Origin of the sequence: Streptomyces xanthophaeus (assembly GCF_000725805.1) — a bacterium.
Taxonomy (GTDB): domain Bacteria; phylum Actinomycetota; class Actinomycetes; order Streptomycetales; family Streptomycetaceae; genus Streptomyces; species Streptomyces xanthophaeus.
In genome coordinates, this window is the sequence record NZ_KL647134.1 from 266,416 (window position 1) to 287,105 (window position 20,690).

Consider the following 20,690-nt stretch of genomic DNA (forward strand, 5'->3'; position numbering starts at 1 on the left):
CCTTTGCCCGTTCCTTAGCGTGGAGATATGACGGAACCGCGCATCCTCGACCTCGACCGTGACCAGCTCGCCGCCCTGCGCGGCCGGGCGCTGACCCGGGCCGTCGCCGCCGCCGAGGGGCGGACCATGGTCGCCGAGGTCTTCGCCGAACGTGCCGCGATGTCACCCCACCCGGACGGCCGCGGCGTGCACAACGCCGAGCTCGTCGCCTCCTTCGGCGCGGACCTCGTCGTACTGAACCTGATCGAACGCGCCTGGGACGGCGAACGGCTGCGGCTGCCCGGGCTGGGCGAGTTCACCTCCTTCACCGAGCTGGCCCGGGTGATCGGGCGGCCGGTCGCCGTGAACCTGGAGCCCGGCGACGTACCGGAGATCCGCCGCGCGAAGCCGGAGTACGCCAAGCGGCTGGTGGACATGGGCGCGGCCATGCTCTGCATCACCGCGAACCCCGGCACGGGCGGCTCGTACGAGGCCATGGCGCGGGTCACCGAGGAACTGCGCCGGGGGCTCGGCGACGACGCGGCCCTGTGGTCGGGGAAGATGCACCACGCCGGGCACCCCGAGCGGGTCACCACTGCGCGGCTGACCGCGCTCGTCGACGCGGGCGCGGACGGGGTGGTCATGCCGCTGCCCGGCACCCTGCCGGGGGTGACGCGGGAGCTGGCCGCCGCCGCGGTGGCGGCCGTGCAGGACGCGGGCGCGATCGTGTTGGGCGCCATCGGCACCAGCCAGGAGGGCAGCCACGCGAACGTGGTGCCCCAGCTCGCGCTGAACGCCAAGGAGGCGGGCTTCGACGCCCACCACTTCGGGGACTCCTACATCCCGGGGATGTGCGACCCGGAGGTGATGTACGCGTACTCGGTGGCGATCCGGGGCCGGCGGCACACCTGGAACCGGATGGCCCTCGGCGGCCGCCGGGCCCGGAGCGCTCAGGCCTCCGTGCCGTCCGCGGTGTAGTCCGCGGTGCGGCGGACCGCGCCGAAGCGCGGGAAGATCCGCTCCACCGCGAACGCGTGCTCCTGCGCGTCGAACCCGGACATGGCGTCGGCGACGAACTCCACCTCGTAACCGTGGTCACTGGCGGCCCGCGCGGTCGACTCCACGCCCATGGTCGTGACCAGCCCGGCGTGCACCAGCGTGTCCACGCCGAGGGCGCGCAGCCGCTCGTCCAGGCCGGTGCCGTGGAAGGCCCCGACGGTCTGCTTGACGAGGAGCACGTCGCCGGGGCGGACCAGGTCCTCGGCGAAGCCGCTGCCCGGTGGCTGCTCGGCCACGCCCGGCCGCTCCACCCGCACCAGCACCACGGGGCGGCCGTCGGCCCGGAAGGCCTCGGCCAGCGTGCGGCAGCGCTCCAGCACCTCCTCGCCGGAGTGCGGTGCGACGGGCAGGGCGATGATGCGCGGCATCAGGTCGACGAGGATCAGCGCGGAGGTCATGCCGGGATGGTAGCCAGGCCTGCCGGGGCCTGCGGGCCCGGCCGCGGCGGCCGTCCTCAGAGCTCGTAGACGGCGCCCGAGCGGGCCAGGTCGACCGGGCCGTCGTAGACCGCGCGGGCGTCGGCGATGTTCTGGGCGGCGTCCGTCCACGGCGGGATGTGGGTGAGGACGAGACGGCCGACCTTGCCGCTGCTCGCGTACTCGCCCGCTTCGCGGCCGTTGAGGTGGAGGTCGGGGATGTCTTCCTTGCCGTGCGTGAAGGAGGCCTCGCACAGGAAGAGGTCGGTGCCCTCGGCGAGCAGTCCCAGCTCGGGGCAGACCCCGGTGTCCCCGGAGTAGGTGAGGGCGCGGCCGCCGTGCTCGATGCGGATGCCGTACGCCTCGACCGGGTGGCAGACCCGCTCGGTGCGGACCTGGAAGGGGCCGATCTCGAAGCTGCCGGACTTCAGGGTGCGGAAGTCGAAGACCTCGCTCATGGACCGCTCGTCGGGGACGTCCTCGTAGGCCGCGGTCAGGCGCTTCTCGGTGCCTTCGGGGCCGTAGACGGGGATCGTGCCGCAGCGGCCGCCTTCGTGGCGGTAGTAGCGGGCGACGAAGTATCCGCACATGTCGATGCAGTGGTCGGCGTGCAGATGGCTGAGGAAGATCGCGTCGAGGTCGTAGAGACCGCAGTACCGCTGGAGGTCTCCGAGGGCGCCGTTGCCCATGTCGAGGAGCAGCCGGAAGCCGTCGGCCTCGACGAGGTAGCTCGAACAGGCCGATTCCGCGGACGGGAACGACCCCGAGCAGCCGACGACGGTGAGCTTCATGGAGCGTGAACCTCCGTGGACGGTCCGTGGACGGAATGCGGGCCGTGCGTGGGTCGAGCGTAAGGCGCGAAACGTCCGGTCGCTCCTCCGCGGCGGGCCGTTGTGGGGGGAATCACCTGCGCTGTCACCCGGGGGAGCGACAGTGCGCACGGGCGTTGCCATGCCGGGGCGTTCCCGCGCGGTTACGGTCGGAACATGGACACGTCCTGGTGGCCCGCGGTGGCCGCGGTCGTGGCCGTGGCGCTGGCGATGCTGGTCGCGGGGGGCCGGCTGGGTCTGCCCCGGCGGTCCCCGGCTGCGCGCGGGACCGGTCCCGCGCCCCGGCCGGGGCCCGGTGAGCTGTGGTGTCTGGCGGACGGCCGGACGTGCCTGGTGCTGGCGGTGGGGCCGGCGCGGAGCCACCGGGCGCGGGTCGCGTGGATCACCGGGAAGTACGACGACCGGCGGGCCGGGGTGATCCCGCTGCCCCCGGGGACGGTGGGGGCGCAGGGGCGGGCCGGTTTCCTGGAGGCGGACCGGCCCGCGGAGGTGTCGCTGTGGGAGTTCCGGACGCGGCTGGGCACGCTGGATCCGGCGGTGTGGGACGAGGTCAAGGGGCTCGGAGGTGGTGAGCGGTGAAGCCGGTGGTGCGGCTGCGGCGGGTGTACGACCCGGTGGAGCCGGGGGCCGGCGGGGACGGGGTACGGGTCCTGGTGGACCGGCTCTGGCCGCGCGGGCTGGCGAAGGAGGCGGCCCGCGTGGACCGGTGGCCGCGGGCGCTCACTCCCTCGACGGAGCTGCGCAAGTGGTTCCACGCGGGCGGTCCGGCCGACGAGTTCCGGCGCCGCTACGAGGCGGAGCTGGCCGCTCCGGAGGCGGTGGCGGAGCTGGACCGGCTGCGGAGCCTGATGGCCGCGGGCCCCGTCACCCTGCTGACCGCCGTCAAGGACCCGGGGGCGAGCCACGCCGCGATCCTGGCAGAGCTGCTGGGCGGAACCTGAACCCGGGCGGGGCCCGGTCCGCCGCCTGAACCCGGGCGGGGCCTGGGCCGGGCCTGAACCCGGGCGGGGCCTGGGCCGGAGTCTGAGCCTGGGCCGGAGCCTGAGCCCGGGCCGGAGTCTGGGCCGGGCGGAGCCTGCCTGAGCCGGGGCGGAGCCTGAGCCGGGGCCTGAGCCTGGGCGGGGCCTGGGCGGGGCCTGGGCTGGGCCCGGGCGGCGTCGGGGCCTGGGGCTCCGGCCCGGTCCCCGCGCGGCATGCTCCTCCGGGCGGGGCCGGATTCAGCCCCGCCCGGGGCCCGGGGCAGCACCCCGGCGGCGGAGTCGCGCGGGGCGGCGACTCCGGCGGTGGAGTCGCGCCCGGTCGGCCCGGGGCGGCCGCGCAGCGCCTATGCCCAGAGCTGGCCCTGGAGGACCTCGATGGCTTCCTCGGTCGTGGCCGCCGTGTAGACGCCCGTCGAGAGGTACTTCCAGCCGCCGTCGGCCACCACGAAGACGATGTCGGCGGACTCGCCCGCGGCCACCGCCTTGCGGCCGACGCCGATCGCCGCGTGCAGGGCGGCTCCGGTGGAGACGCCCGCGAAGATGCCCTCCAGCTGGAGGAGCTCGCGGGTGCGGGTGACGGCGTCCGCCGAGCCCACCGAGAACCGGGTCGTGAGGACGGAGGCGTCGTACAGCTCCGGGACGAAGCCCTCGTCCAGGTTGCGCAGGCCGTAGACCAGGTCGTCGTAGCGCGGCTCGGCCGCGACGATCTTGATGCCCTCGACGTGTTCGCGCAGGTAGCGGCCCACGCCCATCAGGGTTCCGGTCGTGCCCAGGCCCGCGACGAAGTGGGTGACCGAGGGGAGGTCGGCGAGGATCTCCGGGCCGGTCGTCGCGTAGTGGGCGCCCGCGTTGTCCGGGTTCCCGTACTGGTAGAGCATCACCCAGTCCGGGTGCTCCGCCGCGAGTTCCTTGGCCACCCGGACGGCGGTGTTCGAGCCGCCGGCCGCCGGCGACGGGATGATCTCGGCTCCCCACATGGCCAGCAGGTCGCGCCGTTCCTGGCTGGTGTTCTCCGGCATCACACACACGATGCGGTAGCCCTTGAGCTTGGCCGCCATCGCCAGCGAGATGCCGGTGTTGCCCGAGGTGGGCTCCAGGATCGTGCAGCCCGGGTACAGCCGGCCGTCCTTCTCCGCCTGCTCGACCATGTGGAGCGCGGGGCGGTCCTTGATCGAGCCGGTGGGGTTGCGGTCCTCCAGCTTGGCCCAGATCCGCACGTCGTCCGAGGGCGACAGCCGGGGCAGCCGGACCAGCGGCGTGTTGCCGACCGCGGCCAGTGGGGAGTCGTAACGCATCAGACAGCGCCGCCGGCCACGGCCGGGAGGATGGTGACGCTGTCGCCGTCCTTGAGGCCGGTGGAGATGCCCTCCAGGAAGCGGACGTCCTCGTCGTTGAGGTAGACGTTCACGAAGCGGCGCAGCTCGCCGCCCTTGGACTCGTCGACGATGCGCTCGCGGATGCCCTTGTGGCGGGTCTCCAGGTCCGAGAAGAGCGCGTCCAGGGTGGCGCCCTCGCCCGTCACGGCCTTCTCGCCGTCGGTGTAGGTGCGGAGGATGGTCGGGATGCGGACCTCGATGGCCATGGATGGCTCCAGTGTCGTGAAGGGGCGTGGAGAACGTGAACCGCGCGGTTCTTGTGCGCCCCCGCGCGAGAGGGGCTGTGGTGCGTGGTGCTCTGTGGGGCTCAGGCAGCGGGACAGATGGAGCTGGCGAGGCGGCACAGGTCGACGTGCAGCCGCGCCACGAGCAGCAGCCTGCCGGGCGTCTCGATGCTCACGTCGTGGGGAACCATGCGGTCATGTTAACGATTCCCGGTCCCCCGTTTGGAGTGTGATCCCGCATCGTGGACGGAAGCGGCTCACATACTGGTCAGTAGGCCTCTACGACCTGCACTTCTTCTTCCGTGATCACGCCGTCGACGATGCGGTAGGAGCGGAACTGGAACTCCCCGAGGCCGTCCTTGTCCGCCGTGGAGACCAGCACGTAGTGCGCGCCGGGCTCGTTCGCGTAGGTGACGTCCGTGCGCGAGGGGTACGCCTCGGTCGCGGTGTGCGAGTGGTAGACGATCACCGGCTCCTCGTCCCGGTCGTCCAGTTCGCGGTAGAGCTTGAGCAGATCCTTCGAGTCGAACTCGTAGAACGTGGGCGAGCGGGCCGCGTTGAGCATCGGGACGAAGCGTTCGGGGCGGTCGGTGCCCGCCGGGCCCGCCACGACACCGCACGCCTCGTCGGGGTGGTCCTGGCGGGCGTGCTCGACGATCTGGTCGTACAGGGCCTGGGTGAGGGTCAGCATGAGCGACAGGATAGACAGACGGGCCCCTGCGTACCGAGGAGTGGTACGCAGGGGCCCGGATGCTGGACAGCCCGGCCCGGACACCTGGTCCGGCGGGTGCGGTTCCCGGCCGTGACAGGCGGCCGGGACCCGCGTCGGGTGGCGGCTAGGCGGCCTTGTTGAAGGCGGCGCCGCGGGGGTTGCGGGACTTCAGGACCAGGTAGGACAGGCCCAGGACCAGACCCCACAGCGGGGCGCAGTACAGCGAGACGCGGGCGTCCTTGTCGATGCCCATCATCACGATGACCATGCCGATGAACAGCAGGGCGAACCAGCTGGTCCACGGGGCGCCGGGGGCGCGGAAGGAGGACTGCGGCAGCTCGCCGCGGTCGGCCTTGGCGCGGTAGCGGATCTGGCAGACCAGGATCATGATCCAGGCCCACATGCCGGAGATGGTGGCGAAGGAGACGACGTAGTCGAAGGCCTTGCCCGGGGCGACGTAGTTGATCCAGACGCCCACCAGCATCAGTGCGGCGGAGAAGGTGGTGCCGATCAGCGGGGTGCCGTTCTTCGTCAGCTTGGTGAAGAAGCCCGGGCCCTGGCCGTTGAGGGCGAGGTCGCGCAGCATGCGGCCGGTGGAGTACATGCCCGAGTTGCAGGAGGACAGGGCGGCCGTCAGCACCACGAAGTTGACGATGGCGGCGCCGACGCCGAGGCCCATGCGCTCGAAGGCGGCCACGAAGGGCGAGACGCCCGGCTGGAAGTGCGTCCACGGGACGACCGACAGGATCATGATCAGCGCGCCGACGTAGAAGACGGCGATGCGCCACGGCACGGTGTTGATGGCCTTGGGCAGGGTCTTCTCGGGGTCCTTGGACTCGCCGGCGGTGACGCCGACCAGCTCGACCGCGAGGAAGGCGAACATGACGATCTGGAGGGTCATCAGCGTGCCGCCGATGCCCTTGGGGAAGAAGCCGCCGTCGTTCCACAGGTTGCTGACGGTGGCGGTGTCGGCCGCGTCGGAGAAGCCGATGGTGAGGATGCCGGCGCAGATCAGGATCATGCCGACGATGGCGGTGACCTTGACCATGGAGAACCAGAACTCCAGCTCACCGAAGAGCTTCACGGAGATCAGGTTGGCGCCGTAGAGGATGACCGTGAAGATCAGCGCGTACGCCCATTGCGGGAAGCTGTCGTGGGTCCAGTACGCCATGTACTGCGCGGCCGCGGTGACCTCGGTGATGCCGGTGACCACCCAGAACAGCCAGTACGTCCAGCCGGTCACATAGCCCCAGAACGGCCCGAGGAACTCGCGGGCGTAGTCCGAGAAGGAACCGGAGACGGGGCGGTACATGAGCAGCTCGCCCAGGGCCCGCATGATGAAGAAGATGACCAGGCCCGCGATGGCGTAAGCCAGGATCAGGCTCGGGCCGGCCTTGGAGATCGCCTTGCCCGCGCCCAGGAAGAGGCCGGTGCCGATGGCTCCGCCGATGGCGATCATCTGGATCTGGCGGGCGCCGAGGGCGCGGTGGTAACCCTCGCCCTCGCCCTGGCCGCCCTCGGGCGTCCTGTCGTGCTGCTCGACCTGCACAGAGGTCATGTCTGGTGAGCCTTTCTCCACGCCGGGCAGCGCCTTCGATCTGGCGACTGCCCGGTCCTCGATCCCCCCGGATACGGATGGAGTTGCACGCCGGCGGTCAGCCGGTTCAAGCGGCCGCGGGACATGGGTGGCGTCCCTTCGGCGGTCGTGAAGATTTATCACGTGCTTATGGGTGACCGAGGGGTCGAAATGTGGCGTGGAGCACAGGAAATCCGGGACATAGCTCCTGAAACAGATCAGACCACCGCATGGCGGTGATCTGATCGTTATCCGGATTTGAGCGTCCGCTGAGCGAACGGTGTCCACCTCTGAGGATCATCTGAGGGTTACCCGGGAGTCGCCGGAGGGTCCTCCATGACCCCGGGGCCTCAGAGCGTCTCGATGAGCGTCTCCTGGAGGCCTCCGAGCCAGAGGTACGCCATCACCATGGGCTTGCGCGGGTCGTCGTCCGGCAGCCGGAACAGCACCGCGCTCTCGTCGTCCTCGGTGATGTCGAGCCGGGCCGCGATGGTCAGGCGCAGGTCGTTGAGGGCGCCGAGCCAGCGCAGCGGCTCCTCGCCGGTCAGCTCCAGCACGGCAGTCCCGTCGCCGTCCGGGGTGAGCCCGTCCAGGCTGCGTACGACGGCCAGCGCGTCCTCGCGCTTGCGGGAGCGCAGGTCGTTCTCGGTGAAGCGGCGGAACTCGGCCGACCGGGCCGTCAGCTCGGCCGGGTCCACACCCGCGTCCCCGGCGCCGTCCGGGGCTCCGTAGGCGTCGGGGAAGAGACGGGCGAGGGCGGGGTCGGACGGGGGTTCGGAGGGGCCCTCGGCGAACAGTGCGGCCAGCGGGTCAGCGTCCTCGGCCGGTTCCGGGGCGCCGGGACCGATCAGCTCCAGCAGCTGGACCGCCAGGGAGCGCAGGATGGAGACCTCGATCTCGTCGAGCGCGATGGCGGCTCCGCCGCCCGCGAGGGACTGGAACGTGCCGCCCATCAGTTGCGGTCCTGGGAGAGGGTCGCCCACAGGCCGTAGCCGTGCATGGCCTGCACGTCGCGTTCCATTTCCTCGCGGGTGCCACTGGAGACGACGGCGCGCCCCTTGTGGTGGACGTCGAGCATCAGTCTGTGCGCCTTGTCCTTGGGGTAGCCGAAGTACGCCTGGAACACGTACGCCACGTAGCTCATGAGGTTGACCGGGTCGTTGTGCACCAGGGTCACCCAGGGGACGTCGGGTTCGGGGACCGCGAAGGTCTCTTCGGCCGATTCGGTGCGTTCGATCTCAATAGGAGCAACACTCACTCGTCCCATGCTGCCACTGTGACGGGCCCGTCGCACAAACGGGCCCTACATCTCGTCACTCTGACGAAATGTGCGCTAGCATCCGTGACATGAACCCTGCGGACCTGGGCCTGCCGGTGGACGTGCCGTCGACAGCGCTCTTCACGGACCATTACGAGCTCACGATGCTGCAGGCCGCCCTGGCGAACGGCACCGCCGACCGCCGCTCGGTCTTCGAGGTCTTCACCCGCCGGCTGCCCGAGGGGCGGCGCTACGGCGTGGTGGCCGGAACCGGCCGGGTGCTCGACGCGGTCGAGAACTTCCGCTTCGACGGCGCGGTGCTGGACTTCCTGCGCGAGCGGGCCGTCGTCGACATGCGCACCCTGGACTGGCTGGCCTCGTACCGCTTCTCCGGCGACATCTGGGGCTACCCGGAGGGGGAGGTCTACTTCCCCGGCTCGCCGCTCCTGCGGGTCGAGGGCAGCTTCGCCGAGTGCGTCCTGCTGGAGACGGTGATCCTCTCCATCCTCAACCACGATTCTGCGATCGCCGCGGCGGCCTCCCGGATGTCCTCGGCGGCGGGCGGCCGGCCGCTGATCGAGATGGGCGCGCGGCGCACCCACGAACTGGCGGCGGTGGCCTCGGCGCGCGCCGCCTACGTCGGCGGCTTCGCCTCGACCTCGGACCTGGCGGCCGGTTTCCGGTACGGGATCCCGACGGTCGGCACCAGCGCCCACGCCTTCACCCTGGTCCACGACGACGAGCGGGACGCGTTCACCGCGCAGGTGGCCTCGCTGGGCAGCGGGACGACGCTGCTGGTGGACACCTACGACGTCGCCGAGGCCGTGAAGACGGCCGTGGAGGTCGCCGGCACCGGCCTCGGCGCGGTGCGGATCGACTCCGGTGACCTGCTGCTGGTCGCCCACCGGGTGCGCCAGCAGCTGGACGAGCTCGGCGCCACCTCGACGCGGATCGTGGTCACCTCGGACCTCGACGAGTACGCGATCGCCTCGCTGGCCGCGGCCCCCGTGGACGCGTACGGCGTGGGCACGCAGCTGGTGACGGGCAGCGGGCACCCGACGTGCTCGATGGTCTACAAGCTGGTGGCGCGCGCGACCTCGGCGGACCCGAAGGCGGCGCTGGCCCCGGTGGCGAAGAAGTCCTCCGGCGGCAAGACCTCGATCGGCGGCCGCAAGTGGGCGGCCCGCCGCACGGACGCCGACGGGGTGGCCGAGGCGGAGGTGATCGGCACGGGCCCGGTCCCGGCGGCCCTGGCGGGCTCGCAGCTGCTGGTCGAGCTGGTGAAGGGCGGCGAGGTCGTCGCCCGCGAGCCGCTGGAGGCGGTGCGCGAGCGCCACCGCACGGCCCTCGCGGGGCTGCCGCTGTCCGCGACGCAGCTCTCACGGGGCGAGGCCGTGATCCCCACCGAATACGTGTGACCGGGACGCCCCCCGGTCCCGGGACCGGGGGCAGGGCCGCCGGTTTCGGGAAGGGGCGGGGCGGGGGATGAGCCCCCGCAGGGCCCGCCGCACACCATCGAACCGAAGGGCACGCGAAATGCACCGCGCACTGATCGTCGTCGACGTCCAGAACGACTTCTGCGAGGGCGGCAGCCTCGCGGTCACCGGCGGGGCCGATGTCGCCGCCGCCGTCACCGAGCTCATCGGCCAGGCCACGGCCGGCTACCGGCACGTCGTCGCCACCCGGGACCACCACGTCGATCCCGGCGCGCACTTCGCCCGGCCCCCGGCCGAGCCGGACTACGAGACCTCCTGGCCCGTGCACTGCGTCGCCGGGACGGAGGGCGTGGGCTTCCACCCGAACTTCGCTCCCGCCGTGGCGTCGGGGGCCGTGGCCGCCGTCTTCGACAAGGGTGCCTACGAGGCCGCGTACAGCGGCTTCGAGGGGACCGACGAGAACGGCGCGACCCTGGCCCAGTGGCTGCGCGACCGGCACGTCACCGAGGTGGACGTGGTCGGGATCGCCACCGACCACTGCGTACGGGCCACCGCCCTGGACTCCGCCCGGGAGGGCTTCACCACCCGCGTGCTGCTGGACCTGACGGCCGCCGTCGCCCCGCACACCACCGCCCGCGCCCTGGACGAGCTGCGGGCGGCCGGAGTGGTCCTCGTGGGCGACCGGGCCGCCTAGAACGGGACCCGGGGAGCCGCACGGGAGCCCCGGGGCGCCCCGGGGCATCCTGGGGAGCCCCGGGGCTCCGCGGGCTGCGCTAGGTGCCCAGCAGGGCCCGGATCGGGTGCCAGAGCTCCTGCGCGCGATCGGGCGCGCAGCGCCACAGCAGGCCGTCCGGATGGTGCAGGACGGCCGTGACCTCGTCCGGCGTCGGCGGCTGCGCGTTGCCGCGCAGGTACACCGCCCGCATCCCGAGGTTCCGCAGCCTGGTCAGGGCGCGGGCCCGGTTCGCGGCGTGCACGAGCACGCGGACACTGGCGCTGTCGCCGCCGTCCGCGAGCGGCCTCGGCAGTGTGAGCGCGACCACCACACTGCCGCCCGGCAGTCTGACGAAACCTCCACCTGGCATGTCTGTCATCTCCCCCGTCAATAAGAAACTCGCACCACGCATCTAAACGCGAACGGCCGCCGCCCGCTAGAGGGCGACGGCCGATCATGCTTTGACCTGCGGTTTTACCGAATTACTTCTTCGAGGGGCCAACCTCGACGGTCATGACCTCACCGTCGTAGGTCTCCTTCAGGATCTTGATCTTGGTGTTGGTGTCAGTGACCTTCACCGATCCGGTCGGGTTCTCGTCGGAGTAGTACTTGCCCGGGGTGCGGTCGTCGAAGACCAGGTTCGTGGGCTTCGGCTTGAGGAAGAGCGACTCGCCGTTCTTGTGCAGCGTGAACGCGTCCGTCGAGTAGGCGCTGAAGGTCGCGTCGTACGGCTGGATCTTGTTGCGCAGCAGCGTGCCGTCCGCCCACTTCATGGGCTTGGCGTTGGCGTCGATCGGAAGGATCAGACCCTGGCCCGGGTGCTGGCTGGTGTTGTTGTCCTTCTGGGAGGTGTCCCACTGCCAGATCAGCAGACCGTCCTGGTACGGGTAGTGCTCGACCCAGTCCGGACGGGTGTTGCCGAAGCCGAAGTTGTACGGGCCCACCTTGAGGGTGGAGTCGTACGAGACGTAACGGCGGTTCTCGGCGATGTAGTACTGCGCGTACTCCTTGGTGAAGCCGGCGCCGATGCGCGAGAAGCCCTTGCCGGTCCAGCCGTTGTCGCCGTTCTCGGCGCCGTCGGCGAACAGGGTGGCGCCGTCCGCGGTGATGTTGACGGCATCGGCCGTGAAGCCCTTGCCGCCCGCGCCGCCGTCCGTCTGGTAGCGGAAGCGGAGGTCGACCTTCTTGCCCGCGTAGGCGTCGAGCGGGAAGTTCAGCGACTTCCAGGCACCCGAGACACCGGTCAGCGACGGGCTGCCGGAGGCGTCGACCGGGAGGGCCGCGCCGTCGGCGGTACCGGCGAGGGGCGTCCAGGTGGCGCCGCCGTCGGTGGAGGCCTCGGTGTAGAGGTAGTCGTACTCGGCCTCGATGTCCCACCAGCCCTTGAGCGACAGGGCGGCGGAGGTCTTGCCGGTCAGGTCCACCGAGCGGGTCAGGGTGTTCTTGAGGTCGTCACCCATGTTGCTCCACCACTGCGAGGAACCCTCGGCGGGAGCGACGACGTCCGTCTGGACCTTCTTCTTCGGCAGGTCGACGACCAGGGCCTGCTTGTCCTTGGTGTTGTACTCCGAGACGCCCAGCTTGTGGGTGGACTTCGTCGCGGCCTTGGCCTGGTCGTAGTTCAGCCAGCCCAGCTGGAGCTTGTCCCAGGCGGTCATGTCGCCCGGGAGGTCGCCTATGGAGTCCTGGCCGGTGCCGAGCCAGGAGCCCGCCGACATCAGGGACCAGAAGCCGACGCCGTTCTCGCCGCCACCGGAGGTGTCGTAGAGGTCCGGCAGGCCGAGGTCGTGGCCGTACTCGTGCGCGAAGACGCCGAGGCCGCCGTTCTCGGGCTGCATCGTGTAGTCGCCGACCCAGATGCCGGTGTCACCGATCTGGGTACCGCCGGCCTTGTTGTTCTCCGGGCCGGTCTTGCCCGCCTGGGTGCCGTAGGCGTACCAGCGGTGGGCCCACAGCGCGGTGGTGCCCTGCACGCCGCCGCCGGCCGACTCGTCCTCGCCCGCGTGGACGATCTGGAAGTGGTCGATGTAGCCGTCGGGCTCGTTGAAGTTGCCGTCGCCGTCGAAGTCGTAGCGGTCCCACTGGTCGTACTGGGCCAGCTGCGCCTTGATCTGGGCGTCGGTCTTGCCGGCCTTCTTCTGGGCCTCCGTCCACGCGAGGACGCCGTCCTTGACGGTGTCCCACACGTTGGAGCAGTTGGTCTGGCCGCAGTAGTTGGAGCCGTAACGACCCTCGTTGTACGGGACCTTGACCCAGTCGGAGACCTCGCCCTCGACCGAGTAACGGCCCGAGGAGGTCTTCTCGTAGTAGGTCTTCAGCGAGTGCTTGCCCTCGCCCGTGGCGAAGTACAGGTCCTGGAAGTAGTCGCGGCTGAAGTCCTTGCGCCAGGCGGTGCTGTTGTCCTGGGCACGGTCCGGCTGCGCGATCGTGTTGTGCAGCGGACCGGGGGTGCCGCCGTACTTCGGGACGGGGGGCTTGGGGCCCTCCGCGCCGTCCGGGTCGAACATGGTCGTGTTGTCGACCTGGTCGCCGAACTCGACGAGGATCGTGAAGATCTTGTCGGTCTTCTCGCGGCCGAGCTCGACGTACTTCTTCTCGTCCAGCTTGACGACCTTGGAGGCGCCGCGCTGCTCGACGTCCTTCTTGCCCGAGAGCACCTGGTCAAGGGCGGCCTCGCGCTGCTGCGCCTGCTGCTTGCTGAACGGACCTTCGAGGTCGTGCTTGACGTGCTCCTTCGACGGAGCCGTGGGGTCCTGCCGGTCTACGGCGGGTGCGCCCCGCTGGTCGTCGGCCTGGGCAGCGGTGTAGAAGGCCCCGGAAGCCGCGGTCGCGGCCAGGGTGACCCCGATCGCGGCAACGCGCAGGGTGCGCCTTCTGGCGGAGTTGCTGGTCACTTGATGTCGTTCCCCTCCCGCGGCCGCAACGTAGGTCGGAACGTCTCCATAGGAGCGGGGGGTTCCGCGCGGCGCGCGTCTCAAGTGACGACATTTGACCGGAGAGAACCGAGAAAAGACAGACCTTGACTTGGTCCTTACAACTGCACTATGCGGTCAGCGAGTTCCGGTATCCGGACGTTCCCCTGCCATACGGGGCGAAGGGCGCTTCCCGGCCCCCGTCACGGTGCTCTGGGATGACCCCGTGCGCCCCCTGTGCTCCGGCACCGTGGGTTAGGTCACGCTTACCGGTAGTTCCGCTCGGGCATCCCTGGTCGTAGAGTCACTTGACGCGCGACCTAGTTGAGCCGACTCCCCCTCCCGCCTTGAGGACGGATATCGCCATGCCGCGTCCGACTGCCGCACAGCTCTTCTACGGGTCCGCCACCGTCGTCGTCTCGACGATCGCCATGCTGCTGCTGTCCCGGACGAGCACCGGACTCGGTGTCGCGGTCATCTCCGCGGCCGCCCTGGCCCTCGGTCTGCTCGTCGCCGTCACCGTGCCGGTCCCCCGGCACCGCGGCCGCCACGCGGTCCGCACCCGGCCCGCCGCGGCCCCGGCGGACGCCCGGGTGCCCGAACCCCGGAAGGCGGACAGCGAACACCCGGTGCACCACTGAGGCGTTCGTCACTCCGCTCGGCGCTCACCCTGCGAAATCGGCCGAAAGCAGCCGGAGTTGCCCGATCTCGCGCCGTGACGTGTCGCGCGTGGGCCGCGCGGAGGATGCCTGGTGCCGTGGCCTAGTTCGACCGGACCACCACGGTCTTGGCCACCTTGTCGTGCAGACCCTGCTTGTAGGGCTTGTCGACGAGGATCGAGATGACCAGGGCGATCGGCCACAGGCAGAAGCAGCAGATCAGCGTCGGCAGCCAGAGCACGGCGGCTCGGCTCAGGGCCGCGTTGGACTGCGGGACGCTGCCGTCGTTGAGCATCGCGACGCGCAGGCCCATCGCCTTCTTGCCGACGGTCTGGCCGTTCTTCTTGGTGAACCACCAGTCGTACCCGACGTAGGCGACGATCGAGATCAGGGTCATGATCAGGCCGCTGCCGCTGTAGGACCGGGTGACGACCTCGCTGATGTCCTCGCCCTCGTTCGTCTCGACCATGTAGCGCTTCGTGCCGAAGGCCAGCTGGATGAGGAACAGGGGCACGGCGATGATCAGCACGTCGATGATCCGCGCGGCGAGGCGCTTGCCGAAGTCGGCGAGCGGGGGCATCCCCGCGAGCGGATCGGGCATGCCGTAGCCGCCGCTGCCGCCGTACGGGTCCCCGCCGCCGCCGTAGGGGGGAGGCGGGGGCGGATATCCCCCGCCGCCGCCCGCGCCGCCCGCCCCGCCGGGGGGAGGCGGGGGCGGGTAGCCGTCACCGCCGGGCGGCGGTGAGCCGTACGGCGAACCACCCGACGGCGGAGTCGGTCCCTGGGGCTTCTTGAGGAACGGGTCGTCCTCGGGCGGCTGGCCCGGCGGCGGCTGGTCGGTACTCATGGCCCGAGTCGAACCCGGCTCCGGGACCCCCGCAACGGGAACGCGTCCGTTCGGGGGGCCGGGCTGGTCCGGGCGGGGGCAGCGGGCCCCGGGTGGGGGCAACGGGCCCCGGGAAGGGGCTCAGCGGGCCACGTACGTCTTCGCCGCCTTGTCGTGCCAGGCCTGCCGGCGCGGGCGGTCCACGAGGCACCACAGGCTGCCCGGGAGGCCCAGGAAGGCGTACACGAGCCAGCGGCGCAGGGCGGCGCCGAAGGCCGGCGGGCGCAGGGTGGCGGTGGCCAGCACCCGGACGCCGAGCAGCTTCTTGCCCGGGGTGCGGCCCCAACGGGCGGTCGGCAGGACCTCGTAGAAGACCCCGAAGAGCAGGACCGCGCCGAGGACCAGGCCGAGGTGGCCGGCGACGGTGGCGTCCACCAGCCAGACGGTGGTGGCGCGGCCGCTGCCGCGAGCGGCGTCCACCTTGGCCTGGACGTGGGCGGTGGTGACGGGCACGAGGGGCAAGGCGGCCCCCGCCGCGACCGCGCCCAGCACCAGGGAGTCCAGGAGGCGGGCCACGCCCCGGCGCACCAGCCCCGCGGGGCGTACGGCGCGCTCGGCCATCCGCTCGAACACGGCGCGGGCGGTGGACTGCGGACGGGCGGCCGGAGCGGCCTCGGCAGCCTCTGCGGCCGGGGCGGCGGCCGCCGCCGGGACGGACGGGCGGACTCCGGCGGGCCGGGGCGCCCACACCTCCGCCCGCGGCGCTGCCTGTTCGGGGGCGCGGGCCGCCGTGGGCCGGGGCGCGGCGGGGCGGGCCATGGCGGGCTCCGGGGTGCGCCCGCCGGTACGTGAACCCGGCACGGGCCCGCGCGGCAGCCAGTCCTCGGCCCCGGCCTCCTCGGCCGGGAGCACCGCCGGGGCGGCTGCTGCGGCGCGGGGGGCGGCGGATGCGGCGCGGGGGGCCGCCTCTGGCCAGGAGGAGGTCATCCCGGACCCGGAACCCGACCCGCCGGGGGCGTCGGGCCACGCGGGAGAGGCTGCGGGCGCGGCCGTCGCCGCTCCGGCTGCTCCGGCCGCCGGGGCCTCGTCCTGCGGCCAGGCCCGGGCCGGAGCGGCGGCGTCGTCCCAAGGCCGGACGGGGGCGGGGGCAAGCGCCGGAGCCTCGTCCCGGGTCCGGGCCGGGGCGGGAGCCGGGGCCTCGTCCCAGGACCGGGCAGGGGCCGAGCCGGGAGTCTCGCCCCAGGACCGGGCCGGGGCGGGGGCGGGAGCGTCGCCCCAGGGCCGGGCCGGGTCGGCGGCAGCCGGAGCCTCGTCGCAGGCGCGGGCCGGAGCCGGAGCCTCCTCCCAGGACTGGGCCGCGGCCGGGGCCGGGGTGGAGGCGGCCGGGGAGCGGACCGACAGGATGCCCGCCGGTGCCTGCGCGGGGAACCGGGCCGCCGCAGCAGCGGCCGGACGGGCCAGCGAGATCCCCGCCGGACGGGCGGCCGGCTGCCCCGCCTCGGGTTCTGCAGGACTGCCCCACGACACCTGCTGGTCGCGCGGCCCGCCGAAACCCGCCTGCTGGGCGGGGTCGGCCTGCCACACCACCGGCTCGGGGCCAGGGCTCGGCGAAGGCTCCGGTTCGGGCAGCGCCTCGGTCGCGGAGGTCTCGTCGAGGAACACCGGCCCCGTCTCCTCGGCAGGCGCGGCGGGCGCGGCAGGCGCGGCGGGCGCGGCAGGCGGCGCGGGGCGGCTCGTGCCCGGAACCCAGGACGCGCCGTTCCAGTACCGGACGAACCCTGGGATGGACGGATCCGGGTAGTAGCCCTCGCGGGCCGCTTGCTCGCCGTCACCAGGGGAGGCCGTCAATGTCCCCAACTCCGATCGTGGCTTGAGGCTTGTGCAGGGGAGGACCATAGCCAAGAACCGCCCCCCGGCAGGTCCGGTAACGGGAGAATGCAAGCCTTCGGGCGAACCCCGGGGATACGACTGTTTCCGGTCACCCGACAGAAATCGGCCAATCTCCCTTTCGTTGCCCGAAGTCGCGTCATAACCCGTCACCCCCCGGCTCTCTCGGTGTGTGGGGCGCGATCCGGCCCCGCACACCGAAGCGAAGCGCACACGAGCGCACCGAAGTGAGGCCGTCATGCACCACCCCGCCATCGAGCGCGAGCTGGAACTCAAGCTGGTCCTGTCCCCCGAGCGCAGCGTCCCCGTCCCCGCGCGGCTCCTCTACCTCACCGAGGACCCGTACGCCGTCCACATCACCTTCCACACCGGTTCGAGCACCCCGGTCAACTGGACCTTCGCCCGCGAGCTCCTCGTGGAGGGCGTGTTCCGGCCGTGCGGTCACGGCGACGTACGGATCTGGCCCACGAAGGTCGACAACCGGTCCGTGCTCTGCATGGCCCTGAGCTCCCCCGACGGCGACGCCCTGCTGGAGGCCCCGGCCGTCTCGGTGTCGGCCTGGCTGGAGCGGACCCTGCGCATCGTGCCGCCCGGCACCGAGGCCGAACGGCTCGGGCTGGACGCGGCGCTGGCCGAACTCCTCACCCCGACCCCGGCGGACGACCTGTGGCTGCGCGACCCGTGGCCGTCGGACGAGTCGGCCGACGGGGACGTGTGACGCCCGGCGCGCGGGCACGGCCGCGGCCGCGGGCGTCAGAAGAGCTTGCCGGGGTTCAGCAGGCCCAGCGGGTCGAAGGCGTGCTTGACGGCGCGCTGCATCTCCACGCCCACCGGGCCCAGCTCGCGGGCCAGCCACTCCTTCTTCAGCACCCCGACCCCGTGCTCCCCGGTGATCGTCCCGCCCAGCTCCAGGCCCAGCGCCATGATCGCGTCGAAGGAGTCCCGGGCCCGCCGGGTCTCGTCCTCGTCGGCCGGGTCGAAGCAGACGACCGGGTGGGTGTTGCCGTCGCCCGCGTGGGCGCAGACCCCGATGAGCAGGTCGTGGCTCCGGGCGATGGCGGCCGTCCCGTCGAGCATCTCGGCGAGCCGCGACCGGGGCACGCACACGTCGTCGATCATCGTGGCGGGGCGCAGCGTCTCCAGGGCGGTCAGCGACATCCGGCGGGCCTGGAGCAGCAGTTCGGACTCCGCCTCGTCCTCGGCGGGGACCACTGCGGTGGCCCCGGCGGCGGTGCACAGCTTCCCCACCTCGGCGAGCTCCTCGGGGGCGTGGGGGGTGTCGAAGGCGGCGAGCAACAGGGCCTCGGTGGTGTCGGGCAGGCCCATCTTGCCCAGCGCGTTGACGGCCCGGACGGTCGTACGGTCCATCAGTTCCAGCAGGGAGGGCGTCAGCCCGGCCTCCATGACGGCGCAGACGGCCTCGCAGGCGGCCGCGGCGGAGGGGAACTCGGCGGCCAGCGCGAGCTGTCGGGGCGGCGCGGGCCGCAGGGCGAGGACGGCCTGGACGACGACGCCGAGGCTGCCCTCGGAGCCGACGAAGAGCCGGGTGAGGTCGTATCCGGCGACCCCCTTGGCGGTACGGCGGCCCGTGCGCAGCAGCCGCCCGTCCGCGAGGACCACGTCGAGGCCGAGGACGTACTCGGCGGTGACCCCGTACTTGACGCAGCACAGGCCGCCGGAGGCGGTGCCGATGTTGCCGCCGATGGTGCACTGCTCCCAGCTGGAGGGGTCGGGCGGGTAGTACAGGCCCTGGGCGGCGACGGCCCGCGAGAGCACGGCGTTCACCACGCCCGGTTCGACGACGGCGATCCGGTCGACGGTGGAGACCTCAAGGATCCGGTCCATCTTGACGAGCGAGAGCACGATGCAGCCGTCGGAGGCGTTGGCGGCGCCCGACAGGCCCGTACGGGCGCCCTGCGGGACCACGGGGACCCGTAGGGCGGTGGCGGTGCGCAGGACGTGCTGGACCTGTTCGACGGTGCGGGGCAGGACGACGGCTGCCGGGCTGCCCGCGGCGCAGAAGCCGGCCATGTCGGTGGCGTAGGAGGCGGTCACCCCGGGGTCGGTGAGCACCGCCTCGGCCGGGAGGCCTTCCCGCAGTCGTGCGAGGAGTCCGTCGGGTACGTCTCGGGGCCGGGTGCGCAGAGCGTCGTCCATGGGCTCAGCCTGGCATCCGCCGCCATCGGTGTGAACACGCCCGCGCCCCTCTTCGGACACCTCGGCGAGCTCTTCATATTGACGCACAGTGACCCCATGCACCGTTTCGACCGTATCGACGAGGAAGCGCAGCAGCCCGCGCCGCCCGTGACCTTCACCGGCCGCAAGACGCTGGTGGCTGCCGCGGTGACGGTGGTCCTGATCGCCGGGGCGTTGCTGATCCGGCCGGCCCGCACCGGCGACGACGCCCGCCCTCCGGGGCCGAGCGAGCGGGCCGCCTCGGCGGTCGGCATGGGCGCGCCCGCGGCGGCCGTGGACCTGACGGCCCTGGTCGCGGACCGGGAGAAGTGGCTGGCGACGCACGCCGACGACGACGCCTCCTGGGCCGTGCTGGGCGCCGCGTACCTGGAGCAGGCGCGGCGCACCGCGGATTCGGGCTGGTTCCCGAAGGCGGAGAAGGCGCTGAAGCGGTCGCTGGAGGTCCGCCCGGCCGAGAAGGGCAACTTCGACGCGATGACGGGCATGGGCACGCTGGCCAACGCCCGCCGGGACTTCGGCACCGGGAAGAAGTGGGGCGAGCTCGTACGGGCGCAGGCGCCGCGTCGGTGGACGGCGTACCCGGTGCTCGTGGACGCGTACACCGGGCTCGGCGACTACAAGGCGGCCCAGGCGGCGATGGAGCGGCTGCTGGAGCTCCGGCCGGGTCTGGCCGCGCACCTGCGGGCCTCCCAGGTCTACCGGGACCGCGGCTGGCGCGAGGACGCGGCGATGTCGATGGAGCACGCGGCGGGTGCGGCGAAGTCCCCGGCGGAGAAGGCGTACACGCTGTTCCGGCTCGGCGAGCTGGCGTGGGAGCGGGGCGACACGGCGCAGGCCCTGCGGCAGTACGAGGGCGCGCTGCGCACGGACCCGGCGCAGGCACAGGCGCTGGGCGGGCGGGCCAGGGCACTGGCCGCGCTGGGGCGCAGCGGGGAGGCCGTGCGGGACTACCGGATGGCGCTCGGGCGGACCCCGGAGCCGCGGCTGGCGCTGGAGCTGGGCGAGCTGCTGGAGTCGCTGGGGCGCACCGAGGAGGCGCGCACCCCGTACGACACGCTGGGCGCGATGATCGCGCGGGACGGTACGAACGGGGTCGACGAGGACGTGGTGCTGGGCCTGTACGAGGCGGACCACGGCGATCCGGCGGCGGCGGTGCGACGGCTGTCGCAGGAGTGGTCGCGGCACAAGAGCGTGCAGGTCGCGGACGCACTGGGGTGGGCGCTGCACCGGGCGGGAGAGGACGCGGCGGCGCTGGAGTACGCGAAGAAGGCGACGGAGCTGGGGCTGCGGAGCGCGGAGTTCGCGTACCACCGGGCGATGATCGAACGGGGTCTGGGCGACGAGGCGGCGGCCCGCCGGCACCTCCAGGAGGCCATGCGGACGAACCCGGTGTTCTCCCCGCTGCGGGCGCCGCTGGCGAAGAAGGTCCTCGACATGATCGGGCAGCCGCCGCCGGGGGGACCGGAGAACCTCCAGCCGACCGCTCCGTGGGTGGCGCCGGAGCTCCCGAAGGCGGCGAAGCCGAAGCCGGAGACGAAGCCTGAGCCAAAGGCGAAGGCCGAACCGAAGACCGAACCGAAGGGCGATCCGAAGGCCTCGCCGTCGCCGTCGCCCTCCGCGTCCTCCCGCTGACGGCCTCGGCGCGGTCC

At 72.3% G+C, this 20,690-nt stretch carries 22 protein-coding genes; 8 read left to right on the forward strand and 14 right to left on the reverse strand.

What is annotated here, in order from left to right:
• Nucleotides 1–27 precede the first annotated feature (27 nt).
• Complete coding sequence (locus IO30_RS0135730; protein WP_051902800.1) at nucleotides 28–957, forward strand: DUF7916 family protein; 930 nt, start codon at nucleotides 28–30, stop codon at nucleotides 955–957.
• Here the strand turns inward: IO30_RS0135730 and IO30_RS0135735 are convergent.
• Nucleotides 930–1,436 carry an isochorismatase family protein gene (locus IO30_RS0135735; RefSeq protein ID WP_031150141.1) on the reverse strand — a complete coding sequence of 169 codons (507 nt, stop codon included), beginning with the start codon at nucleotides 1,434–1,436 and terminating at the stop codon, nucleotides 930–932. The genes IO30_RS0135730 and IO30_RS0135735 overlap by 28 nt on opposite strands.
• A gap of 56 nt (nucleotides 1,437–1,492) precedes the next feature.
• Nucleotides 1,493–2,245, reverse strand: a complete 753-nt coding sequence (locus IO30_RS0135740) for an MBL fold metallo-hydrolase (RefSeq protein ID WP_031150143.1) — start codon at nucleotides 2,243–2,245, stop codon at nucleotides 1,493–1,495.
• Between the two features lie 195 nt (nucleotides 2,246–2,440).
• Between IO30_RS0135740 and IO30_RS45740 the strand changes: the two genes are divergently transcribed.
• Both IO30_RS45740 and IO30_RS0135750 read left to right on the forward strand, forming a co-directional pair.
• The gene (locus IO30_RS45740) at nucleotides 2,441–2,863 is read left to right on the forward strand and encodes a hypothetical protein (protein WP_031150145.1); all 423 of its coding nucleotides are present in this window, start codon (nucleotides 2,441–2,443) and stop codon (nucleotides 2,861–2,863) included.
• Nucleotides 2,864–2,868: 5 nt separating this feature from the next.
• A complete protein-coding gene (locus tag IO30_RS0135750) occupies nucleotides 2,869–3,225 on the forward strand; it encodes a DUF488 domain-containing protein (protein WP_031150147.1) in 357 nt (118 codons plus the stop codon).
• 383 nt (nucleotides 3,226–3,608) lie between these two features.
• Here IO30_RS0135750 and IO30_RS0135755 read toward each other — a convergent pair whose 3' ends face one another.
• The 7 genes from IO30_RS0135755 to clpS all read right to left on the reverse strand — a co-directional run bounded on the left by IO30_RS0135755 (nucleotide 3,609) and on the right by clpS (nucleotide 8,419).
• Nucleotides 3,609–4,559 carry a PLP-dependent cysteine synthase family protein gene (locus IO30_RS0135755; RefSeq protein WP_031150148.1) on the reverse strand — a complete coding sequence of 317 codons (951 nt, stop codon included), beginning with the start codon at nucleotides 4,557–4,559 and terminating at the stop codon, nucleotides 3,609–3,611.
• Entirely contained in the window at nucleotides 4,559–4,846 is a 288-nt protein-coding gene (locus IO30_RS0135760) for a MoaD/ThiS family protein (protein ID WP_031150150.1), read from the reverse strand. Before IO30_RS0135760 ends, IO30_RS0135755 begins: the two co-directional genes overlap by 1 nt.
• Nucleotides 4,847–4,947: 101 nt before the next feature.
• The gene (locus IO30_RS47960) at nucleotides 4,948–5,055 is read right to left on the reverse strand and encodes a putative leader peptide (RefSeq protein ID WP_324603773.1); all 108 of its coding nucleotides are present in this window, start codon (nucleotides 5,053–5,055) and stop codon (nucleotides 4,948–4,950) included.
• A 77-nt stretch (nucleotides 5,056–5,132) separates the two neighbouring features.
• A complete protein-coding gene (locus IO30_RS0135770) occupies nucleotides 5,133–5,555 on the reverse strand; it encodes a M67 family metallopeptidase (protein ID WP_031150152.1) in 423 nt (140 codons plus the stop codon).
• A gap of 145 nt (nucleotides 5,556–5,700) precedes the next feature.
• On the reverse strand, nucleotides 5,701–7,134 hold the full coding sequence (locus tag IO30_RS0135775; protein WP_031150154.1) for an amino acid permease: 1,434 nt from the start codon (nucleotides 7,132–7,134) through the stop codon (nucleotides 5,701–5,703).
• A gap of 368 nt (nucleotides 7,135–7,502) precedes the next feature.
• Entirely contained in the window at nucleotides 7,503–8,105 is a 603-nt protein-coding gene (locus IO30_RS0135780) for a DUF2017 domain-containing protein (protein WP_031150156.1), read from the reverse strand.
• Nucleotides 8,105–8,419 (reverse strand): ATP-dependent Clp protease adapter ClpS, encoded by a 315-nt coding sequence (gene clpS, locus IO30_RS0135785; protein WP_031150158.1) that lies wholly within the window; start codon nucleotides 8,417–8,419, stop codon nucleotides 8,105–8,107. The genes IO30_RS0135780 and clpS overlap by 1 nt, the downstream gene beginning before the upstream one ends.
• An 80-nt stretch (nucleotides 8,420–8,499) precedes the next feature.
• Between clpS and IO30_RS0135790 the strand changes: the two genes are divergently transcribed.
• Nucleotides 8,500–9,828, forward strand: coding sequence for a nicotinate phosphoribosyltransferase (locus tag IO30_RS0135790; protein WP_031150160.1), 1,329 nt, complete (start codon nucleotides 8,500–8,502; stop codon nucleotides 9,826–9,828).
• Nucleotides 9,829–9,946: 118 nt separating this feature from the next.
• Nucleotides 9,947–10,540 carry an isochorismatase family protein gene (locus IO30_RS0135795; protein ID WP_031150162.1) on the forward strand — a complete coding sequence of 198 codons (594 nt, stop codon included), beginning with the start codon at nucleotides 9,947–9,949 and terminating at the stop codon, nucleotides 10,538–10,540.
• A gap of 79 nt (nucleotides 10,541–10,619) precedes the next feature.
• Here the strand turns inward: IO30_RS0135795 and IO30_RS0135800 are convergent, their stop codons facing one another.
• Complete coding sequence (locus tag IO30_RS0135800; protein WP_031150164.1) at nucleotides 10,620–10,931, reverse strand: hypothetical protein; 312 nt, start codon at nucleotides 10,929–10,931, stop codon at nucleotides 10,620–10,622.
• 112 nt (nucleotides 10,932–11,043) lie between these two features.
• Nucleotides 11,044–13,455: an immune inhibitor A domain-containing protein gene (locus IO30_RS0135805; RefSeq protein WP_031150165.1), complete on the reverse strand. Its 2,412-nt coding sequence runs from the start codon at nucleotides 13,453–13,455 to the stop codon at nucleotides 11,044–11,046.
• A gap of 383 nt (nucleotides 13,456–13,838) precedes the next feature.
• Between IO30_RS0135805 and IO30_RS0135810 the strand changes: the two genes are divergently transcribed.
• On the forward strand, nucleotides 13,839–14,114 hold the full coding sequence (locus IO30_RS0135810; RefSeq protein ID WP_037896083.1) for a hypothetical protein: 276 nt from the start codon (nucleotides 13,839–13,841) through the stop codon (nucleotides 14,112–14,114).
• 121 nt (nucleotides 14,115–14,235) lie between these two features.
• Here IO30_RS0135810 and IO30_RS0135815 read toward each other — a convergent pair whose 3' ends face one another.
• Together IO30_RS0135815 and IO30_RS47775 are read right to left on the reverse strand one after the other, a co-directional pair.
• A complete protein-coding gene (locus IO30_RS0135815) occupies nucleotides 14,236–14,979 on the reverse strand; it encodes an RDD family protein (RefSeq protein ID WP_031150167.1) in 744 nt (247 codons plus the stop codon).
• Nucleotides 14,980–15,099: 120 nt separating this feature from the next.
• Nucleotides 15,100–16,806, reverse strand: a complete 1,707-nt coding sequence (locus IO30_RS47775; protein WP_167347308.1) for an RDD family protein — start codon at nucleotides 16,804–16,806, stop codon at nucleotides 15,100–15,102.
• Nucleotides 16,807–17,083: 277 nt separating this feature from the next.
• On the opposite strand from IO30_RS47775, the gene IO30_RS0135825 reads away from it, so the two are divergent.
• Complete coding sequence (locus IO30_RS0135825; RefSeq protein WP_031150171.1) at nucleotides 17,084–17,563, forward strand: SsgA family sporulation/cell division regulator; 480 nt, start codon at nucleotides 17,084–17,086, stop codon at nucleotides 17,561–17,563.
• Between the two features lie 35 nt (nucleotides 17,564–17,598).
• Here the strand turns inward: IO30_RS0135825 and IO30_RS0135830 are convergent, their stop codons facing one another.
• Nucleotides 17,599–19,002: an FAD-binding oxidoreductase gene (locus tag IO30_RS0135830; protein WP_051902802.1), complete on the reverse strand. Its 1,404-nt coding sequence runs from the start codon at nucleotides 19,000–19,002 to the stop codon at nucleotides 17,599–17,601.
• A gap of 96 nt (nucleotides 19,003–19,098) precedes the next feature.
• Here IO30_RS0135830 and IO30_RS47780 point away from each other — a divergent pair, with 96 nt between their 5' ends.
• Nucleotides 19,099–20,673 (forward strand): tetratricopeptide repeat protein, encoded by a 1,575-nt coding sequence (locus tag IO30_RS47780; RefSeq protein WP_234321919.1) that lies wholly within the window; start codon nucleotides 19,099–19,101, stop codon nucleotides 20,671–20,673.
• The last annotated feature ends 17 nt before the right edge of the window (nucleotides 20,674–20,690 follow it).

Bases quoted from the DNA above. Each gene is read 5' to 3' on its own strand.
- IO30_RS0135730 (WP_051902800.1), top strand. From the start codon at position 28: ATGACGGAACCGCGCATCCTCGACCTCGACCGTGACCAGCTCGCCGCC.
- IO30_RS0135735 (WP_031150141.1), bottom strand. From the start codon at position 1,436: ATGACCTCCGCGCTGATCCTCGTCGACCTGATGCCGCGCATCATCGCC.
- IO30_RS0135740 (WP_031150143.1), bottom strand. From the start codon at position 2,245: ATGAAGCTCACCGTCGTCGGCTGCTCGGGGTCGTTCCCGTCCGCGGAA.
- IO30_RS45740 (WP_031150145.1), top strand. From the start codon at position 2,441: ATGGACACGTCCTGGTGGCCCGCGGTGGCCGCGGTCGTGGCCGTGGCG.
- IO30_RS0135755 (WP_031150148.1), bottom strand. From the start codon at position 4,559: ATGCGTTACGACTCCCCACTGGCCGCGGTCGGCAACACGCCGCTGGTC.
- IO30_RS0135760 (WP_031150150.1), bottom strand. From the start codon at position 4,846: ATGGCCATCGAGGTCCGCATCCCGACCATCCTCCGCACCTACACCGAC.
- IO30_RS47960 (WP_324603773.1), bottom strand. From the start codon at position 5,055: ATGGTTCCCCACGACGTGAGCATCGAGACGCCCGGCAGGCTGCTGCTC.
- IO30_RS0135770 (WP_031150152.1), bottom strand. From the start codon at position 5,555: ATGCTGACCCTCACCCAGGCCCTGTACGACCAGATCGTCGAGCACGCC.
- IO30_RS0135775 (WP_031150154.1), bottom strand. From the start codon at position 7,134: ATGACCTCTGTGCAGGTCGAGCAGCACGACAGGACGCCCGAGGGCGGC.
- IO30_RS0135780 (WP_031150156.1), bottom strand. From the start codon at position 8,105: ATGGGCGGCACGTTCCAGTCCCTCGCGGGCGGCGGAGCCGCCATCGCG.
- clpS (WP_031150158.1), bottom strand. From the start codon at position 8,419: ATGGGACGAGTGAGTGTTGCTCCTATTGAGATCGAACGCACCGAATCG.
- IO30_RS0135790 (WP_031150160.1), top strand. From the start codon at position 8,500: ATGAACCCTGCGGACCTGGGCCTGCCGGTGGACGTGCCGTCGACAGCG.
- IO30_RS0135795 (WP_031150162.1), top strand. From the start codon at position 9,947: ATGCACCGCGCACTGATCGTCGTCGACGTCCAGAACGACTTCTGCGAG.
- IO30_RS0135800 (WP_031150164.1), bottom strand. From the start codon at position 10,931: ATGCCAGGTGGAGGTTTCGTCAGACTGCCGGGCGGCAGTGTGGTGGTC.
- IO30_RS0135810 (WP_037896083.1), top strand. From the start codon at position 13,839: ATGCCGCGTCCGACTGCCGCACAGCTCTTCTACGGGTCCGCCACCGTC.
- IO30_RS0135815 (WP_031150167.1), bottom strand. From the start codon at position 14,979: ATGAGTACCGACCAGCCGCCGCCGGGCCAGCCGCCCGAGGACGACCCG.
- IO30_RS0135825 (WP_031150171.1), top strand. From the start codon at position 17,084: ATGCACCACCCCGCCATCGAGCGCGAGCTGGAACTCAAGCTGGTCCTG.
- IO30_RS0135830 (WP_051902802.1), bottom strand. From the start codon at position 19,002: ATGGACGACGCTCTGCGCACCCGGCCCCGAGACGTACCCGACGGACTC.
- IO30_RS47780 (WP_234321919.1), top strand. From the start codon at position 19,099: ATGCACCGTTTCGACCGTATCGACGAGGAAGCGCAGCAGCCCGCGCCG.